Genomic DNA, 18,394 nt, shown 5'->3' on the forward strand with positions numbered 1-18,394 from the left:
GGGGGGGGGGCGCGGCAGTCATGTTGGCTCTCAGCCCGCCGGTGCACGCCCGCGGGGGGGGGGGGGCCGCCCCGGGGCGGGGGCGCCCCCCCCCCCCCCCCCCCCGCGCGGGTGTTACAGACTGCCGCCCTCGGCGACGCGGGTCGCGTCCCCGTCGAGGCGGCCGGTGCCGTACAGCGACTGGCCGGAGCTGGTCTTGACTCCGGTGCCGCCGGCCGAGCCGTCGAGGCGCACGACCGCCGCCTCGGCCTCCCGGACCAGCACGTCACGCGCATCGGCGTCGGTGACCAGTTCGGCGTCGCCGGCGAGCACGGCGAAGGCGGTCATCTGCTGGATGGCCCGCTTGTTGTTGCCCTCCGACTCGGACTCCAGCGCATTGGCGAGCTTGTTCGTCAGCTTCCGGTGCGCCACGGTCGTCAGCTTGCCCTCCGACCGGAACTGGTCGATCAGCTTCTGGATCTCCGAGCCGCTGTTCCATGCGCCGCCGAGCCGCACGATCATCGCGTCGGTGTCCCGGACCAGCACGTCACGGACACCGCTGTCGGTGACCAGCTTGGCGTCCTTGGCGAGGTCGCGGAACGCCATCAACTGCTCGATCGCCCGCTTGTCGTTGTCGGTCGCCTCGGAGAGCCGAACGTTGCTGAGCTTGTTCGTCAGCTTCTTGTGTGCCAGGTCCGACAGCAGCCCCGAGGCCTTGAACCGGTCCAGCAGCTTCTGCATGTCCCGGAACGAGGTGGTGACGAAGAACCGCACGGTGGTGGTCGACTGGTTGTCGGCCTTGTCCGTGGCGGTCACGGTCAGCTCGTGCATGCCGAGCGCCAGCTCGAACATGGGCTGGAGCGTGTTGCTCCGGTAGGCCCGGCCGTCGAGGGTGCCGACGACCGCCTTGATGCCCGAGGTGGCGTCGACCGCCTCGTACCGGATTCGCACGTCCTCGCTGTCACCGTAGAGCTGGCCGTCGGCCAGGCCGGACACCAGCACCGTCGGCCGGGTCGCGTCGATCTTCAGGATCGCCGACTTGAGCGTCTCGGTGTTGCCGGCGGCGTCGGTGGCGCGGTAGAGCAGCTCGTGCTGCCCGTCGCCGCTGACGTTGACCGGCGCGGTGTACGGCGTCCACGAACCGCCGTCGAGCGCCCACTCCAGCTTGGCGACCCCGGAGCCGGCGTCCGTCGCCGACAGGGTCACCGGTACGGCGCCCCTGTGCCAGCCCTCGTCGTTCGCCGGGGCGAACGCCGCGGTGGTCACCGGGGCGATGGTGTCGATCTTGAAGTCGACGCTCTTCGTCGCCTCGACGTTGCCCGCCTTGTCGGTCGAGCGGAACCGCACCGCGTGGGTGCCGTCACCGGAGACCACGATCGGCTCGGTGTAGGCCGTCCACGCGGTGTCGCCGTCGAGCTGGTACTCGGTCTTGGCCACGCCGCTGCCACCGGCGTTGTCGGTGGCGCTCAGCGTGACCGTCGCCGGCCCGGTGTGCCAGCCGGCCGTGACCGTGCCCTCGACCTTCGCGCTCGTCACCGGCGGGGTGCTGTCGCTGGCCGCGACGCTGAGCCGGAAGTAGTCGAACGCGGCGGTCTTGCGGGCGTTCTGGTTGGCGCCGAGGGTGAACAGACCCACCTTCGGCGTGGCCCCGACCACGGCGTTGGTCAGCGACTGGAACGACGTCCAGGTAGTGCCGTTCGCCGAGTACGACGCCGTGTACACGTTGCCCTTGCGCTCCAGCCGCAGGTACCAGACCGCGCTGGTCAGGTTCTGCACCTGAGGTTGCGGGTCCTGCACCGCGGCGCCGATCTCGCTGCGGAACTCGATCCGCCGCGCCACCGGCTGCCCGACCTGGTTGTCCACGATGTAGTCGAACTTCACGTAGTTGTCGTCGTCGGCGTACACGATCAGCCCGGCCTGCTGGTACTGCTCGTCGAGCAGGCTGCCGTCGACCTTCGTCTCCAGGGTCCAGTCGCCTGCCGGCGCGGTCTGCAGGATGAAGTTCGTCGGCCCGGTGTTGCCGGTGCCGTAGATGTCACCGTTGGGCACGTCGATCCGCAGCGCACCACCGCTGACCCGGTACGCGGTCGGATCCTCGCGGACGATCGCGTTCCACCGGCACTTGTCCAGGCTGGTGCCGTTGAACTCGTCCGACGGGTCCACCGGTTCGGCCAGCGTGTCCGGCGAGATCTGGAACCAGTCGAAGGCCGCGTTCACCACCGGGGCGTCCGTGCCGCCCTGGAGCGCGAACAGGCCGATCTTGGGGTTGTTGATGCCGGCCAGGCCGGCGGCCCGACCGACCGGGGTGAACGTCTGGCCGTCGGCCGAGAACGCCGCCGTCAGGTTGGTGCCGTCACTGGTCAACCGCAGGTAGATCGTGTCTCCGGCCGGAGCGGCCGCGCTGTCCGCGCTCTCGTTACGCGGGTCGCCCGCGTTCTCCCGGACGAACTCGACCCGGCGGCTGCCCGAGTAGAGCAGGTCCAACTTGGCGTAGTTGTCGTCGTCGCCGTAGAGGATCAGACCGGCCTGCTGGTAGTTCTGCGCGGTCGGCAGCGTCACCTTCGTCGTCGCCTGCCAGGCCCCGTTCGGTGCGGGCTGCAGCACGATGTTGGTGGCGTCGTTGCGGCCGCCGTACAGGTCACCCACGCCGGTGGGCAGGATCAGAGAACCGTCACGCACGGCGTACGTCTGGTTCTCCCGGATGATCGTCGACCACCGGCTCCGGTCCAGCGAGGTGCCGTCGAAGTTGTCCGAATGCACCCCGAAGCAGGCCGTGTTCCGCGCGTCGACCTTGACCGTGACGTTGGTGAACGACTTGGCGCCGCGCGCGTCGGTCACGGTCAGGGTGGTCGTGAACAGCCCCGGCGTGGTGTAGGTGTGGCTGGCGTTGGCGGTCGTCGCCTTGCCGCCGTCACCGAAGTCCCACGCGTAGGTCAGCGGGTAGTCGCCATCCGGGTCGGTTGCCGTGCTGGTGAAGTCGACCTTCAACGGCGCGGTGCCCGTCGTCGGAGTGGCCGTCGCGGTCACCACCGGTGGCGCGTTCTCGGTGATGCCCCGGCCCAGGAAGTCCACCCAGTTGACGTTGAACAGGGAGTCCTTGTGGGTGGTGCCGACCGGCCGACGGGCCACGAAGAACAGCGGCCCGGTGGTGGTGCTGGCTCCGGTGAGCGCGACCGTCACGTCCGTGTAGGTCTGCCAGGCGCCGGTCACCGGCACGGTGGCGGTGGCCACCAGCGGTCCGTCGTACGTGCCGGTGCGTACCTCGATCAGGCCACCCGTCGCGTTGGAGGCCACCCGGAAGCGCAGCGAATCGACGCCGGTGAGGTTGGTGGGCGCGAAGGACCACCAGTCGCCGTCCTCGATCCAGCCGATGTTCTGGTAGCCCCCGGCGGAGTCACCGGTGTTCTCCCGCTGCACGCCCGGGTCACCGTTGCTGTCGCTGCCGGGCACCCGGCCGGTGGCGCTGAAGTACTCGGCCTGCTTGCGCTTCGGCTGCAGTTGCACCAGCGACCGGCCGGTGAGCGGGCCCGCCCCGCCAACGCCGCCCTTGTCGGTGTACGAGGCCTCCAGCACCGCGAACACGTTGGCTTCCGCGCCGTGACCGGAGCTGAGCGAGGTCTGCACCGTGCCCGAGCAGCCGGTGTACGACTCCAGCGGGTGGGCGTGCTCATCGTGGCCCAGGTAGGACTGCAGGACGACCTTGGCGCAGTCGATCTCGCCGTCCTCGGGGTCGGTCACCTTGACCGTGTACTTGACCTGGTCGCCCCAGTCGTAGAAGCCGCCGTCGGGCGGAAACTCGATCTTGACGGTGGGGGCGGTGTTGCCCGCCGTGATCGGCACGTTGGCGACCGCGGTGCGGTCCTTCGGGTTGGTCACGGTGAGCTGCGCGGTGTAGTTGCCCGCCTTGGTGTAGACGTGCGTCGGGTTCGGCTCGGTCGAGGTGCCGCCGTCGCCGAACGTCCAGGCGTAGCTGAGCGCGCCCCCGTCCGGGTCACGCGAGCCCTGGCTGGAGAACTGCACCGTCAGCGGCAGCTGACCCGAGGTCGGCTCGCCCTTGGCCACCGCGATCGGGGCCCGCTCGCCGGCGATATAGTCGATGCGGTAGACGCCGGAGTCGTTGTTGTTGCCGCCGAAGCCGGTGCCCCACTCGATCAGGTACATCGCACCGTCCGGCCCGAACTCCAGGTCCATCGGGCGGATGAACTTCATCCCAGCCAGCAGCCGCTTGATGTCCACCAGCGACCGGCCATCGGGCGTGACCTGGAAGCTGTACAGCTTGTTCTGGTTCCACTCGCCGAACAGCGCCTTGCCGTCGAAGTACCCGGGCCACTTGCGGTCCGAGGCCAGGTTCGGGTCGTACCGGTAGACCGGGCCGGCCATCGGCGCGCCGCCACCACCGATCTCCGGGAAGAGCGGGTTGGTGGCGTAGCCGTACCAGACGGTGGCCGGGATGGCCGGCGGCAGGTTGGTCAGACCGGTGTTGTTCGGCGAGGTGTTCACCGGCGCCGAGCAGTCGAACTTCGCGCCGCTGGGGCCCGACGGGAAGGTGTAGCGGTTGTACGCGGAGTTGTTGCCCGTGCAGTACGGCCAGCCATAGTTGCCCGGCCGCCCGACGATGTTCCACTCCACCAGGCCCTCGGGGCCCCGGTTCGGGTTGGCCGCCCCCGCGTCCGGGCCGTAGTCAGCCACGTAGAGGGTGTCGGTCTTGAGGTCCATACCGATCCGGAACGGGTTGCGGAACCCCATCCCGTAGATCTCCGGGCGGGTCTTCGCGGTGCCGGCCGGGAAGAGGTTGCCCGCCGGAACGGTGTAGGTGCCGTCCGCCTCCGGGTGGATGCGGATCACCTTGCCCCGCAGGTCGTTGGTGTTGCCCGAGGAGCGCTGCGCGTCATAGTCCTGACGGCCCGGCCGCTCGTCGATCGGGGTGTAGTTGTCCGACTCGAACGGGTTGGTGTTGTCGCCGGTGGCCAGGTAGAGGTTGCCGGCGCTGTCGAACACGATGCTGCCGCCCGCGTGGCAGCAGGTGTTGCGCTGCGTGTCGACCTGCAGCAGCACCTTTTCGCTCGACAGGTTGATCGAGTCACCCTCCACTGTGAAGCGCGACAGCAGGTTGCGCGGCCCGCCGCCGTTGGGTGCGTAGTACAGGTAGATCCACTTGTTGACGGCGAAGTTCGGGTCCAACCGCAGGCCGAGCAGCCCGTCCTCGTTACCCGTGAAGACGTTGAGCCTGACCGCCGTGACCGTGGTGTGGGTGTCCGGCTTGATGATCTGGACCCGGCCGTCGCGTTCGGCGTAGAACACCCGCCCGTCCGCGGCGATGTCCAGCTCCATGGGGTTGTTCGTGTTGCCGTCCAGGGTTACCTTCTCGAACGAGCCGCCCAGCGAGGCGTTGCAGTCGGCCTTCACCGCGCCCGACACGGTCTGGATGCCGCCGAGCAGGTGAGCCAGGAACTGCGGATCGGTGTAGGACGCCTGAGTGTGGCCGCCGGCGGTGTACCAGGCGCGCCCGCCGTCGTAGTCATGGCACCAGGCGAACGGGTGGTCGGCGCCCATCGCGCCCGCGCCCGCCGAGTAGCTGCGCTCGTCGAGGCTGGCCAGCACGTGCACCTTGCCACGCGGGTTGGTCTGGAAGTTGTACCACTCGTCGTAGCGGGACCACCGCGACGGCAGCGACGTGGTCGACGGGTGCGCCGGGTCCTCGACCTTGATGGTGGCCGTCTGTTCGGCCGGGTGCGAGGCGAAGTACGCGCCGACCAGGTTGCCGTACCAGGACCAGTTGTACTCGGTGTCGGAGGCGGCGTGGACGCCGGCGTAGCCGCCGCCGGCCTGGATGTAGCGCTCGAAGGCCGCCTGCTGTGCCTCGTCGAGGACGTCTCCGGTGGTGGACAGCCAGATGACGGCCTTGTACCGGGCGAGGTTGGCGTCGTTGAACGCGGTGGCGTCCTCCGTCCTGTCGACGGCGAAGCCGTGCTCGGTGCCGAGCTTCTCGATCGCGGCGATGCCGGCGGGGATGGAGTCGTGCCGGAACCCGGCGGTCTTGGAGAAGACCAGCACCGAGTAGGTCGGCTCCGCGGCCGCCCGGGCGGGTGCCGCCTGGGCGGCGGCCGGGCCGCCCACCAGCGCGGTCGCCGTCGCGGTGAGGCCGACGGTGATACTCAACAGGGCATGGGAGAGGGTGTCGCGTAGGCCGCGACGTCGGCGATGTGACACGAGGGATTTCCTCCGTCGATCAGGGACAGGGGGTCCCCAGCCCGGCTCGCCGAAGGCCGGTCAGGGCTGTTCGACACCGCCGGCCCGCCGAGGCCGGTGGCATTTTTGCCAGCTGACTGAACAAATTAACGCCCGGGGATGGCCGCGAGGGCAATACGGTGATGAGGAGAATCCGGGTCACGTTTAGGTAACAGGCCGTACGGGCCGGCGTCGGCAGAGATCCGGATACGGTGACGGCATGGGAAAGCCGACCCGTTGGGTGACCGATACCGAGCCCGGCCACTCGCAGTGGTACATCGAGCGGTTCCGGCGGCTCGCCGCCGAGGGGGCGGACCTGGCCGGCGAGGCTCGGCTGCTGGACGCGATGGTCCCGCCGGGCGCCCGGATCCTGGACGCCGGCTGCGGCACCGGCAGGGTCGGCGCCGCACTCGCCGCCCGCAGCCACCGCGTGGTCGGGGTGGACGCCGACCCGGCGCTGATCGAGGCGGCCCGCGCCGACCACCCCGGTCCGCGCTGGCTGGTCGGCGACCTGGCCGAACTGGACCTGGCCGCGCAGGGCGAGCCGGAGCCCTTCGACGCCGTCGTGTGCGCCGGCAATGTGCTGGCGTTCGTCGCTCCGGGCACCGAGGGGAGGGTCCTCACCCGGATCGCCGCGCACGTCCGCCCGGACGGGATCGTGGTGGTCGGCTTCGGCACCGACCGGGGCTACCCGCTCACCGACTTCGACGCCGACGCGGTAGCCGCGGGGTTCCGTCTGGAGCACCGCTTCGCCACCTGGGACCTGCGCCCGTGGCGGGATGACGCCGGCTTCGCGGTGACGGCACTGCGCAAACCCGGCAACTGATCCGCTGATCCTCGCGCCGCGCGGGCTGTTCAGGCCGGGGCGGCGACCGTCCGGGCGGCGGACGGGTCGAGCGGGCTGCCGGCCGGGACCAGGCTGACCAGGCTCGCCGGCAGCCGCACCGGGGGCACGCCGGCGTAGCCGAGCATGCCGAGCACGTCGGGGCCGGTGAGCACGTGCCGCCGGCCGAGGTCGGTGACGACGCAGATCGCGCCCCCGGAGGCGCCGGGCGCCGGCACGGCCTCGACCACCGCGCCCCGCCCCGGTTCGACCAGCACCCGGTCGGCGAGCCCGCCCCGGTCGGCCGCCGTCGGCGGCGCGGCGGTGAGGTCCGGCGGCCGGACGCCCATCCGGACGTCGGGTACGCCGCTGTCGTCGCCAACCCGGGCGCAGAGCGCGCCGCCGTCCACGGTCGCCAGCCGGGGCGGCACGGCCGGCGGGGCGGCGGGCCCGGTCGGCGCCCGGTCGGGAAGCTTGGGCAGGGCGGCGAAACGGCCAAGGGTGATCGGCTTCGGGTCGCCCTGGCCGGTACGGGCGAGCAGCAGCGCGGCCTGGAGCTCGGTGATGCCGGCCAGGCCGTCCCGCTCGGCCACCGCGTACTGGCGGCTGCCGCCCGAGTTGCGGACCAGGTAGACGTCGCCGACGGTGGCGCCGGTGACCCGGTCGGAGGGCTCACCGAGGTGGCGTACCGGGGGCGGGGCCAGGTCGGCGCCGGCCGGCACGGTGTTGAGCAGTGCCGGGGCCACCGACACCGCCCGGGCCGGGGTGGCGGCCAGCGCGGCGAGCACCCGGTCGGGATCGCGGAGCAGGTAGTGCCGCCCGTGCCAGAGCAGGTGCAGGCTGTCGTCCGGATGCCGCAGCAGCAGCGCCTGCTCACCGAGCGACCGCCCGCCGGGCGCGTCCCGCCCGATCAGCAGAGCCGAGCTGACCTCGGTCCGCCCCGCCTCGGTGACGTCGACCGAGCACACCGTCCATGCCCCGGTGGCGAGCCGGCCGGACGACGGCAGGGAGTCCGGCGCGTCGGGGATGCCGAGGGGCAGGCCGCGCGGCACGCCTTCGATCGAGCGGCGGGAGACCAGGACGGTCTTCGGATGGTCCGCTCCGATGATCAGCAGGGCGGAGGCGTAGTTGAGCACCGGATGGAGCGTGTTCTCCCGGTAGACGAACCGCGCGCCGGACTCCTTCTCCACGATCACCGCGCCGGCGTCGCGCCAGGAACTGCCCCCGCGGGCGAACAGGCCGTACGTGGCCACGCCGCCGAGCGCGATCACGGCGACCAGCACGCTGGCCAGGCCCGCGCCGGCCAGCCGCCGGAACGGCGACCGCGCGGGGTCGGTCTCCCGCATCACCAGCGCGGCCACCGCCCGCTGGACCGTGAACTGGTACGAATGGAGCTGGTCCTGCCGCGACGGCATCGGATCCCTTCCCCTGGATCGTCGGGGCACAGGATAAGCGCTGCGTCGATCCCACGTGGGCCCTGCGTACGGCCAGGCCGGGCCGCTTTGGGAGCGCTCGCATAGAACGGTACGGTCGCGGTGGCGTCGGGGGCGACGCCACCGGAGGAGGAAACACAGTGGACAGCAGCGCCTGGGACGCGCGGTACGCCGCCGCGCCGGATCTGGTGTGGGGCGCCGAGCCGAACCGGTTCGTCGTCGAGTCGGTCGAGGGGCTCACCCCGGGTAGCGCTATCGACCTGGCGGCCGGTGAGGGACGCAACACCGCCTGGCTGGCCGAGCGCGGCTGGCGGGTCACCGCGCTGGACTTCTCGCCGGTGGCCGTCGAGCGGGGTCGCGAGTTGGCCGCCCGGCGGGGCGTAGCGGTCGAGTGGCGGGTCGCGGACGTCACCGCGTACCGGCCGGTGCCCGGCAGCTACGACCTGGTTTTGATCAGCTACCTGCACCTGCCCGCCGAAGAGCTGGCGACGGTGCTCGACTCGGCGCGACGGGCGCTGCGCCCCGGCGGCACCCTGGTCGTCGTCGGCCACGACCGGGCCAACCTCACCGACGGCACCGGCGGCCCGCAGGACCCGGCGATCCTGCTCACCCCGGAGGCGGTGGTCGACGGTCTCGCCGGGCTGCGGATCCAGCGGGCCGAGACCGCCCGCCGTCCGGTGCCCACCGCCGACGGTGGGAGCGTCAACGCCCTCGATACCGTCGTCGTCGCGATCCGCCCCGCCGCCTGAGGCGCAAGGAGGGCTGGGGTCACGGACGCAGAATGAGCCGGATCGGGTTGCCCTGCTTGTCCCGCATCCGGCGCACCGCCTCCGGCGCGTCGGCCAGGGCCAGCACGTCGCTGACCGACGCGGACAGGTCGAGCCGGCCCAGCCCGGTGAGCGTCGCCAACTGCCCGACGTGCTCGTCCTCCGAGCCGTAGTGGCCGAGGACCACCTGCCGGTTGTAGGTGAACCGGCTGTCCGACGGGATGCTGATCGGCTGGTTGGCGATCCCGGCGAGCACCAGCCGACCGTGCCGGCCGAGCACGGTCATGGCCTGCTCCCGGGCCGTGTTGACGCCGGCGAAGTCGAACGCGACGTCCAGGCCTCGGGTGCCGGTCAACTCCAGCACGGCGTCCTTGAAACCGCCGTCCTTCGGGTCGAGGGCCACGTCCGCGCCCAGGGCGATCGCCCGGTCCCGGGCCGCCGGCAGCGGGTCCACGGCGATCACCGGGGCCGCGCCGACCAGCAGCAGCAACTGCACCGCGTGCGCGCCCAGCCCGCCGACGCCCCACACCGCGACCGCCTCCGCCGGCCGGACCCGCCCGGTGTCGGTGATCGCCGCCCACGGCGTGGCGACCGCGTCCGGGATGATGCAGGCCTGCTCGAACGGGAGCAGGTCCGGAACGGGGACCAGGGTGTCCTCGCGGGCCAGGGCGTACTCGGCCCAGCCGCCGTCGTAGTCGACGCCGCGGGTGAGCACGAAGCCGAACCGGTCCCGCTCCCCCGCCTGCAGCAGCACCCGCTGGCCCGGCTGCCAGCCCCGCACCCCGTCGCCGAGCGCGTCCACGGTGCCGGCGACCTCGTGCCCGAGGGTCACCGCGTCGCCCACCAGGTACATCGGGTTCAGGGTGCCGTCGATCAGGTGCACGTCAGACAGGCACACCCCGGCGGCGGCGACCCGGATCCGGACCTGCCCGCGTCCCGGCTCGGGCACCGGCACCGTCTCCATCCGCAACGCCCGCTCGGCGACGTGCAGCCGCCCGGCCAGCATCTCCGCCACGCTCCGCTCCTTCCCCCAGCGCCCTCACCCGACCGGCGACGGCTCCAGGCCGCCGCGCGGCGTCAGACCGGCCTTCTTTCGGTCCGGAGCGCCGCCCAGCGGCGCGGAGGCCGAATCGTGGCCGCCAGCCGAGCTGGAGTCGTCGTAGGCGTACCCGGCGCGGGGCCGGCGATGCCCGCCGCGACGAAAAAGGGCTGACCCGGGCGGATGGCCCGCCACGGTTCGACGGGCCGGTAACATCCGGTCACAAACCGGCGGAGAGGACCACTGCGGTGGCGGCTCGATTCGAAGAACTGGCCTGGCGGGAGACGCCGATCGGGGCGATCAGCCTGCGCCGGCGCCGCGACCCGTCGCTCGACGTCGACGTGTACGAGGTGAAGCTCGACGACGAGTTCCTGATGTCCAGCCTCTTCCCGGTCGCGGAGATCGAACTCGCCCGGCTCGGGCTGGCACCGCTGACCGGGAACTCCCTGGACGTGGTGGTGGGCGGTCTCGGGCTCGGCTACACCGCGCGGACCGCGCTGGAGGATCCCCGGGTCCGCTCGTTGCTGGTGGTCGAGGCGATCGAAGACGTGATCGACTGGCACCAGCGCGACCTGCTGCCGTTCGCCGCCGGGCTGGCCGCCGACCCGCGTACCCGGTTCGTGCGGGCCGATTTCTTCGCGGCGGTCGCCGACGGCGCCGGCCTCGACCCGGAGTCGCCGGGCCGGCGCTTCCACGCGGTGCTGCTCGACGTGGACCACTCGCCGCGTCAGGTGCTGCACCCCAGCCACGCCGCCTTCTACACGGTGGAGGGGCTGCGCCGGCTCGCCGCGCTGCTGCACCCGGACGGCGTCTTCGCGCTCTGGTCCAACGACCCGCCCGACCCGGCGTTCCAGCGGGTGCTGACCGAGGTGTTCCCGACCTCGGTGGCGCACGTCGTCCGATTTCCGAACCCGCTGCAACGCCGGGAGGCCGCGAACACCGTCTACGTGGCCCGGCACTGACCGCCCCGGGGCACGACCCGGGCCGGTCCGGGAGTCACCGGACCGGCCCGATCCGCCGGAGTCTCACCGCCGAGCAGTGCCGGACGGTCAGCGGGCGTCGACGGTGAACGGAACGGTGATCACCTGGCCGTCGGCGAGGCGGAACTGGCCCCAGAGCCGGTAACGGCCCGGGCGGGGAAAGTCGACGTGCAGGTCGAGGTCCGGCCCGTAGGTCTGGCCGGGCAGCGCGAAGACCGGCCGGCCGTCGGCGTCGGTGGTCTCGGCGTGCTCGTGGGCGAAGCTGTCGCCCGCCGCCGACATGATCACCACGTGCCCGGCGGCGGCGAGGTACGGCCGCAGCCCGGTCAGCGGCCGGCCGGTGGCCGCGTCGGCGAAGCGGTAGGTGAAGCGGCTGCGGCCGACGTTCGCGGTCCCGTCCAGGGTCACCTGGACGCCGTCGACGACCTGCTGCCGCCCGGACACCGTCGGCCGCTGGTGGATGACGTCGGCGGGGTCGCCGACCACCACGTCGCGCCGCTGCAGCACGTCGGTGAGCTGGCCCTTGCGCCGGAACTCGACGTGGACGACGTAGCGGCCGATGGTGGGGAAGGTGACCATGACGTCGAACTCGCCGGGCCGGCCCGTCGGCTGTGGGTGGACGTGGGCGAAGCTGGCCAGGTCGTCGCGGACAGCGATCAGGTGCATCCAGGCCTCGTGACTGCGCCCGACGTCGCGGACCGGTCGGCCGGTCTTCGCGTCGGTGACCCGGATCCGCAGCGTGGCGGGTTGGCCGGGCAGCACCTCGGCGGGCATCCGGACATCGACCCGCAGCCCCGCCTCCTCGGCGGGCACCGGTTCGGTCTCGACGGTCATCATGGTGCTCATAGCCGGCCGCATCGGCATGCCGGTGCCCTGCGCCCAGGCCAGCACCCCGTTCATGCCGCGCGCGGCGGTGTCGGTGCGGCTCAGCGCGGTGAAGCCGGCGCCCACGGCGAGGGCGAGGGCGGCCACCCCGGTCAGGTACGCCCACTCGCCGATCCGGGCGCCCGGCCGGGGCCGCAGCGCGGCGGCGGTCTCCGGCCGGCGGAAGCGGCGCAGCCGCAGCGCGTTGGTGACCACGCTGACCGAGCTCATCGCCATCGCTGCGGCCGCCAGGGACGGGTCGAGCAGGATGCCCCAGGCCGGGTAGAGCACCCCGGCGGCCACCGGGATGAGCAGCATGTTGTAGCCGAACGCCCAGCCCAGCCCCTGCTTGATCGTGGTGACCGTACGCTTGGACAGCGCGATCGCCGAGACGATGCCGCGCAGGTCCCCGCCGACCAGGGTGATGTCGGAGGCGGCGATCGCCACGTCGGTGCCGGTGCCGATGGCGATGCCGAGATCCGCGCGGGCCAGCGCCGGCGCGTCGTTGATCCCGTCGCCGACCATCGCCACCACCGCGCCCTGCTCCTGCAGGGCGGCGACCCGGGCGGCCTTCTCCTCGGGGCGGACCTCGGCGATGACGTGCTCGATGCCGACCTCGCGAGCCACCACCTCGGCGGTGACCCGGTTGTCGCCGGTGAGCATCCGGACGTCCAGGCCGAGCTCCCGGAGCTGGGCGACCGCCTCGGCGGCCTCGGGCCGGACGGTGTCGGCCACCCCGATCACGGCGGCGAGCCGACCGTCGAGGGCGACGTGCACCGGGGTGCCACCGGCGGCGGCGACCGCGGTGACCTCCGTCGACAGGGGGCTGACGTCGACCCCGTGGCGGCGCATCAGGGCCTGGTTGCCGATGAGCAGGCTCGCGCCGTCGACCCGCGCCTCGACGCCGTACCCGGGCACCGCCTCGAAGGAGTCCGCCGCCGGAACGGCCACGTCACGGGCGCGGGCGTGCCGGACGATCGCCTCGCCGAGCGGGTGCTCGGAGCCGGTCTCGGCCGCCGCCGCGTACGCCAGCAGCCGGTCGGCGTCGACGCCGTCGACGACGTGGACGCCGGTGACGTCGGGGCGGCCGCGGGTGAGCGTGCCGGTCTTGTCCAGCACCACGGTGGTGACCCGCCGGGCCTGTTCGAGGGCGTCGCCGCCGGAGATGAGGATGCCCAGTTCGGCGGCCTTGCCGGTGCCGACCATGATCGCCGTCGGGGTGGCCAGGCCGAGCGCGCACGGACAGGCGATGATCAGCACCGCGATCGCGGTGCCGATGCCCAGGGTCAGCCGCCCGTCGGCGGGCCCGGCGACCGCCCAGACGCCGAAGGTGAGCAGGGCCAGCCCGATCACCGCCGGGACGAACCAGGCGGAGACCGTGTCGACCAGCCGCTGCATCGGCGCCTTGGCACCCTGCGCCTGCTGGACCAGTCGGATGATCTGGGCGAGGGTGGTGTCCTGGCCCACCGCGGTGGCCCGCAGCACCAGCGAACCCGTCCGGTTGACCGTGGAGCCGATGACCACGTCCCCGACCGTCTTCGACACCGGCATGCTCTCACCGGTCAGCATGCTCTCGTCCACGGTCGACGCCCCCTCGGTGACAATGCCGTCCACCGGCACCTGCTCCCCCGGGCGGACCCGGACCAGGTCACCGACCACGACCGACTCGACCGGCACCTCGGTCTCGACGCCGTCGCGCAGCACCCGGGCGGCGCGGGGACGCAGTCCGAGCAGCGCGGCGATCGCCACGCCGGTCTGCCGCCGCGCGCGGGCCTCCATCCAGCGGCCGGTGAGCACCAGCGCGATGACCACCACGGAAATCTCGAAGTAGACGTGCAGCGGCAGGCCGAGCCGTTCGGCCGCCGCCGGCCAGAGCGTGACGAACGCGCTGTAGGCGTAGGCGACGGTGGTGCCGAGCGCAACGAGGGTGTGCATGTTGACGCCGCCGTGCCGGGCCGCCGCCCAGGCCGCCCGGTAGAACGGCCGGCCCGCCCCGAACTGCACCACGGTCGCGACGACCAGCAGCGCCGGCATCAGCCAGTCCATCGCGTCGATGGGCAGCGGCAGATACATCAGCACCATCATCGACAGGCCGGTGCCGAGGGTGAGCTGCCAGATCCGCTTGAGCCGGGTGACCTCCCGCTCCTGCGCCCGCTCGGCGTCGCCGTCCGGGCCCGGGGGCTCCGGTGCGCGGCCCGACCGGGGCGGCTCGGCGGCGGGCACGGTGGCGATGTAGCCGGCGCGCTCCACCGCGGCGACCAGCACCGGCGAGCTCACCCGGGCAGGGTCGTAGTCGACGCTCGCCGTCTCGGTCGCCAGGTTGACCACGGCCCGTTCCACTCCCTCGACCCGGCTCAGCGCCCGCTCCACCCGGCGGACACAGGACGCACAGGTCATCCCGCCGATGTCCAGCGTGCCGGAGACGACCGTCGGTGTCGTCATCGCACTTGCTCCCTTCGTACCGGGGCGTCGCAGGCGCCCTGGCTGCCTCCCGCCCGCCGCTGCGGGTCGGTGTCGCCACGCTCCCGGCCGCCGCTGTCCGCCCACTGTCCGCGGCCCGTCGCCCCCTTTCCGCCGTACGCGACAGGGCGCGGACAGCGCCCACCGGCACGGTTCGGGCTGCCAGGCCGCCACGTCGGCGGCCCACCGAACGAAGGAGCGACACCGTGAACCAGCTCGTGCTCACCGTGCCGAACATCAGCTGCGGCCGCTGCGTCGAGGCAATCCGGGAGGAGGTCGGCCAGGTGGCCGGGGTCCACGCCGTGGAGGTGGACCTCGCGGCCCGGACCGTCCGGGTCGACGGCGACGCCGACCGGGCCGCCGTCGTGGCGGCCATCGGCGAGGCCGGCCACCAGGTCGCGTGAGGAGACGGACCGATGGAACTGGACACCGTGATCGTCGGGGGCGGCCAGGCCGGGCTGACGCTCGGCCGCTACCTGCGCCGCGTCTGCGAACCGTTCGCGATCCTCGACGCACACGACCGGGTGGGCGACGCCTGGCGGCAGCGCTGGGACTCGCTGACCCTGTTCACCCCGCGCCGGTTCTCCGCCCTGCCGGGCCTGCCGTTCCCCGGCGACCCGGACGGGTACCCCGGCAAGGACGAGGTGGCCGACTACCTCGCCACGTACGCCGCTCATTTCCACCTGCCGGTCCGGCACGGCTGCCGGGTCACCTCGGTCCGCCCCGGCACGGCGGGTGGCTTCACCGTCGACACGTCGACCGGGACGCTGCACGCACAACGCGTGGTGGTGGCGGCCGGGGCGTTCCACACGCCCTGGATGCCGCCGGTGGCCGGCCGGCTCGCCCCAGGTCTCGCCCAGCTGCACAGCAGCGCGTACCGCAATCCGGAGCAGCTGCCCGGGCCGGTCGTGGCGGTGGTCGGCGGCGGCAACACGGGGGTGCAGATCGCCGCCGAGCTGGCCGACAACGGCCGGCGGGTGGTGCTGGCCGCACCGACCCTCGGCCCAGTGCTCCCGCAGCGCTGGCTGGGCCGGGACATCTTCTGGTGGTTCTCCCGGCTGGGCACCATGGGCCTGAGCGCCGAGAGCCGCCTGGGCCGCCGGATCGCCGCCCAGAACCCGATCATCGGCACCGACGTGGCCGGGCTGCTGCGCCGGGTCGGCCGGGTGGTGGACGCCGAGGGGGACACTCTGCTGCTGGCCGACGGCGAGCGGCGGCGGGTGGACGCGGTGGTGTGGGCGACCGGTTTCCGCCCCCGCTACCCCTGGCTGGAGGTGCCGGTGACCGACTCGGCCGGCGCGCCGGTGCAGCGGCAGGGTGTGACGCAGTGGCCGGGGCTGTACTTCCTCGGCCTGCCCTGGCAGCGCACCCGCGGCTCGGCGGTGCTGGGCTGGGTCGGCCGGGACGCCGAGGTGCTGGCCGCCCGGCTGGCCGAGGAGCGGCGGGTGGCGGCACCGACTCGGCCGGCGCGACTGGCCACGACCTGAGCCGGCCTCGCGGAACCCCCGCTCCCGGCCGGCCTCGCGTCACGGTCGCTTGGGGCACCGGCGGCACTGGCCTTCGGCCATCGATGCGCGCGGATCGTGCCGCAAAGGCACCGACACGCTGCCGCTGTTCATTGCGCGAGGTTGGCCGGCAGTGGCTTGGTGTGCAGGATGACCAGCTCCGCGACGGCCCGGGTCAGGGCGACGTAGAGCCGGTTCATGCCGCAGGGCTCGGCGGCGACGATGTCGCCGGGCTCCACCAGCACCACCCGGTCGTACTCCAGGCCCTTGACCTGACTGACCGGGATCGCGTTCAACAACGCGGCGAGGTGGTCGGGGGCGATGACCGCGCCGTGCTCCCGACCGACCGCTGCGGCGAGGTCGTCCACCTGCCGGATCTCCAGGGTGCCGCCGGGTCGGAAGGAGCGGGTGGGCTCGATCCCCGGTGCCAGTGCCCGGGCGGCGAAGTCGGCGATGACCTGCGGCACGCGGTATCCGGTGGGCAGGTCGAGCATCCTGACCTCGCGCTTGCCCAGCCGTTGCACCAGCTCGGGCCAGGATTCGACGGCCAGCGGATGGGTAGCCTGACCGAGGTCGCCGACGATGGTCATCGAGGCGTGGGCGGCACGGCGGGCGATCATTCGGCATTCCATTGGCGACAGGTCCTGCGCCTCGTCCAGGATGACGTGCAGGTATACGTCCTCGACGGGCTCCTCGGCCGCGGCGACTGGCAGCGGCTCGGCCAGCACCGGGGCGTAGCCTTCCTCGCCGTACGGGTCGAAGCCGTCGTCCCAGCCGGTCACCTTGTGGCCCTCGCGCAGGATGATCGCGGCCGCCCAGCGCTGCGCGGTCCAGTGGTCGTTGTGGTCGATGGACTGTCCGGACAGCGCGATCGGGGTGGACAGGCCGGGCGCGAACAGTTGCCAACCGTCGTTGAGGCTCCAGCTGATCACGAAGGTCTCGGCCAGGCGGGCGCCGCTGCTCAGCTCACGCAGCTTCCACTGGGGCACCGCTGTCTCCGGCTTTTCCGGCTTGCCGAGGATCTCGGCAAGCTCGTCGAGCAGCGGGACGTCGTCCACCGTCCACTCCCCGTTCTGCGCGGGGAGGACGTCCTGCGGGGTCAGCGGCGGCCACCACGCGTTGAGGAAGGCGTCCGGGACCTCCTTGCCGCCCAGCATCTCGGACAGCACCTTCGCCGCGACGGCGCGGCCGCCGTTGGGCTTGATCCCGAGTGCTTCGCAGCGCTTCCTGATTTCGAGGCGGGCCTTCGTCAGGTGGTCGGCCTTGAGCATGCGCAGGTGGCACGGCGCGTTCGGTGGGGTGTCCCAGGCCAGCTCGGTGAGCGCCTGCACCATGCGCAGATCGCCCTTGGTGCGGGCCACATCGGCGCAGTCGCGACGCGTGGCGGTGACGCCCTCGAACAGCTCGCCGATCGCCCGCAGGTGGACGCTGTCCTCGCCGAGTCCGGGCAGCACCCGGCCGATGTATTCGGTGAACACCGTCGACGGGCCGACCACCAGCACGCGGCCGTCGGAGAACTTACCGCGATCGGTGTAGAGCAGGTAGGCCGCTCGGTGCAGGGCCACCTGCGTCTTGCCGGTGCCGGGGCCGCCGGTGATCAGGGTGACGCCGTGGGCTGGTGCGCGGATCGCCTCGTCCTGCTCGCGCTGGATCGTCGTCACGATGTCGCGCATGTGCTCGCCGCGTTGCCTGGTCAACGTTCTAAGCAGGGCGCCCTCACCGACCACGCCGTCGACGTCCTTATCGGACAGGACCTCGTCATCGAGTCCGACCACCTTGGGGCCGGCGCAGCTGATGACGCGTCGACGATCCACGCCGAGCGGCTCGCCGGGGGTGGCCCGGTAGAACGGCGCGGCGGCGGGCGCACGCCAGTCCACCACCAGTGGCTCCCGGTCCTCGCTCCGCACACCGAGACGGCCGACGCGGTAGGTGTCGCCATCGTCGAAGTCCAACCTACCGAAGACGACGCCCTCCTCCTGCCTGTCTAGATCGGACAGCCTGGCGGCGGCGCGCAACACCATGGCGTCGCGCTCGACCAGACCGGTGAGCGGGCCGGACGCGGCCCGGTTACGCCCCTCTTCCTTCAAGTCCCTTGCTTGCGCGCGCATGACCTCCAGACGCTCGTAGACCTTGTCGACCACCTGCTGCTCGATGGCGATCTGGTTTTCTGTGTCGGACACGCGGCTCCCCCTGCCGGGCACGGCTCTTCGCGGGCTTGTCGAGACTACGGGCCGACCGGGGCACAAAAATCAGCATCCGGGGCGATTTGGCCGGCTTGACCGGTTGATATGATGGAAATGGCGGAGGACGAACAGC

At 72.4% G+C, this 18,394-nt stretch carries 10 protein-coding genes; 5 read left to right on the forward strand and 5 right to left on the reverse strand.

Annotation, left to right across the window (positions count from 1 at the left end; genetic code table 11):
• Window positions 1-114: 114 nt before the first annotated feature.
• On the reverse strand, window positions 115-6,132 hold the full coding sequence (locus AB0C02_RS29295) for a ThuA domain-containing protein (RefSeq protein ID WP_357552389.1): 6,018 nt from the start codon (window positions 6,130-6,132) through the stop codon (window positions 115-117).
• Window positions 6,133-6,427: 295 nt separating this feature from the next.
• On the opposite strand from AB0C02_RS29295, the gene AB0C02_RS29300 reads away from it, so the two are divergent.
• Window positions 6,428-7,033: a methyltransferase domain-containing protein gene (locus AB0C02_RS29300; protein ID WP_357552361.1), complete on the forward strand. Its 606-nt coding sequence runs from the start codon at window positions 6,428-6,430 to the stop codon at window positions 7,031-7,033.
• 29 nt (window positions 7,034-7,062) lie between these two features.
• On the opposite strand, the gene eccB is transcribed toward AB0C02_RS29300, so the two are convergent.
• Complete coding sequence (gene eccB / locus AB0C02_RS29305; RefSeq protein ID WP_357552362.1) at window positions 7,063-8,445, reverse strand: type VII secretion protein EccB; 1,383 nt, start codon at window positions 8,443-8,445, stop codon at window positions 7,063-7,065.
• Between the two features lie 158 nt (window positions 8,446-8,603).
• Between eccB and AB0C02_RS29310 the strand changes: the two genes are divergently transcribed.
• Window positions 8,604-9,212 carry a class I SAM-dependent methyltransferase gene (locus AB0C02_RS29310; protein WP_357552363.1) on the forward strand — a complete coding sequence of 203 codons (609 nt, stop codon included), beginning with the start codon at window positions 8,604-8,606 and terminating at the stop codon, window positions 9,210-9,212.
• A gap of 19 nt (window positions 9,213-9,231) precedes the next feature.
• On the opposite strand, the gene AB0C02_RS29315 is transcribed toward AB0C02_RS29310, so the two are convergent.
• Entirely contained in the window at window positions 9,232-10,236 is a 1,005-nt protein-coding gene (locus tag AB0C02_RS29315; RefSeq protein ID WP_357552390.1) for a zinc-binding dehydrogenase, read from the reverse strand.
• Between the two features lie 281 nt (window positions 10,237-10,517).
• Between AB0C02_RS29315 and AB0C02_RS29320 the strand changes: the two genes are divergently transcribed.
• Window positions 10,518-11,231, forward strand: coding sequence for a spermidine synthase (locus tag AB0C02_RS29320; RefSeq protein ID WP_357552364.1), 714 nt, complete (start codon window positions 10,518-10,520; stop codon window positions 11,229-11,231).
• An 87-nt stretch (window positions 11,232-11,318) separates the two neighbouring features.
• Here the strand turns inward: AB0C02_RS29320 and AB0C02_RS29325 are convergent, their stop codons facing one another.
• Window positions 11,319-14,555 (reverse strand): heavy metal translocating P-type ATPase, encoded by a 3,237-nt coding sequence (locus AB0C02_RS29325; protein ID WP_357552365.1) that lies wholly within the window; start codon window positions 14,553-14,555, stop codon window positions 11,319-11,321.
• A gap of 224 nt (window positions 14,556-14,779) precedes the next feature.
• On the opposite strand from AB0C02_RS29325, the gene AB0C02_RS29330 reads away from it, so the two are divergent.
• Window positions 14,780-14,977 (forward strand): heavy-metal-associated domain-containing protein, encoded by a 198-nt coding sequence (locus AB0C02_RS29330; RefSeq protein WP_357552366.1) that lies wholly within the window; start codon window positions 14,780-14,782, stop codon window positions 14,975-14,977.
• A 12-nt stretch (window positions 14,978-14,989) separates the two neighbouring features.
• Window positions 14,990-16,060, forward strand: coding sequence for an NAD(P)/FAD-dependent oxidoreductase (locus AB0C02_RS29335; RefSeq protein WP_357552367.1), 1,071 nt, complete (start codon window positions 14,990-14,992; stop codon window positions 16,058-16,060).
• Window positions 16,061-16,188: 128 nt separating this feature from the next.
• Here the strand turns inward: AB0C02_RS29335 and AB0C02_RS29340 are convergent, their stop codons facing one another.
• The gene (locus tag AB0C02_RS29340) at window positions 16,189-18,258 is read right to left on the reverse strand and encodes a UvrD-helicase domain-containing protein (protein WP_357552368.1); all 2,070 of its coding nucleotides are present in this window, start codon (window positions 18,256-18,258) and stop codon (window positions 16,189-16,191) included.
• Window positions 18,259-18,394 lie beyond the last annotated feature (136 nt).

Origin of the sequence: Micromonospora sp. NPDC048999 (assembly GCF_040649295.1) — a bacterium.
GTDB lineage: Bacteria > Actinomycetota > Actinomycetes > Mycobacteriales > Micromonosporaceae > Micromonospora.

Excerpts from the sequence above, each read along its gene's own strand:
- AB0C02_RS29300 (WP_357552361.1), top strand. The coding sequence starts at position 6,428 with ATGGGAAAGCCGACCCGTTGGGTGACCGATACCGAGCCCGGCCACTCG.
- eccB (WP_357552362.1), bottom strand. The coding sequence starts at position 8,445 with ATGCCGTCGCGGCAGGACCAGCTCCATTCGTACCAGTTCACGGTCCAG.
- AB0C02_RS29315 (WP_357552390.1), bottom strand. The coding sequence starts at position 10,236 with ATGCTGGCCGGGCGGCTGCACGTCGCCGAGCGGGCGTTGCGGATGGAG.
- AB0C02_RS29325 (WP_357552365.1), bottom strand. The coding sequence starts at position 14,555 with ATGACGACACCGACGGTCGTCTCCGGCACGCTGGACATCGGCGGGATG.
- AB0C02_RS29335 (WP_357552367.1), top strand. The coding sequence starts at position 14,990 with ATGGAACTGGACACCGTGATCGTCGGGGGCGGCCAGGCCGGGCTGACG.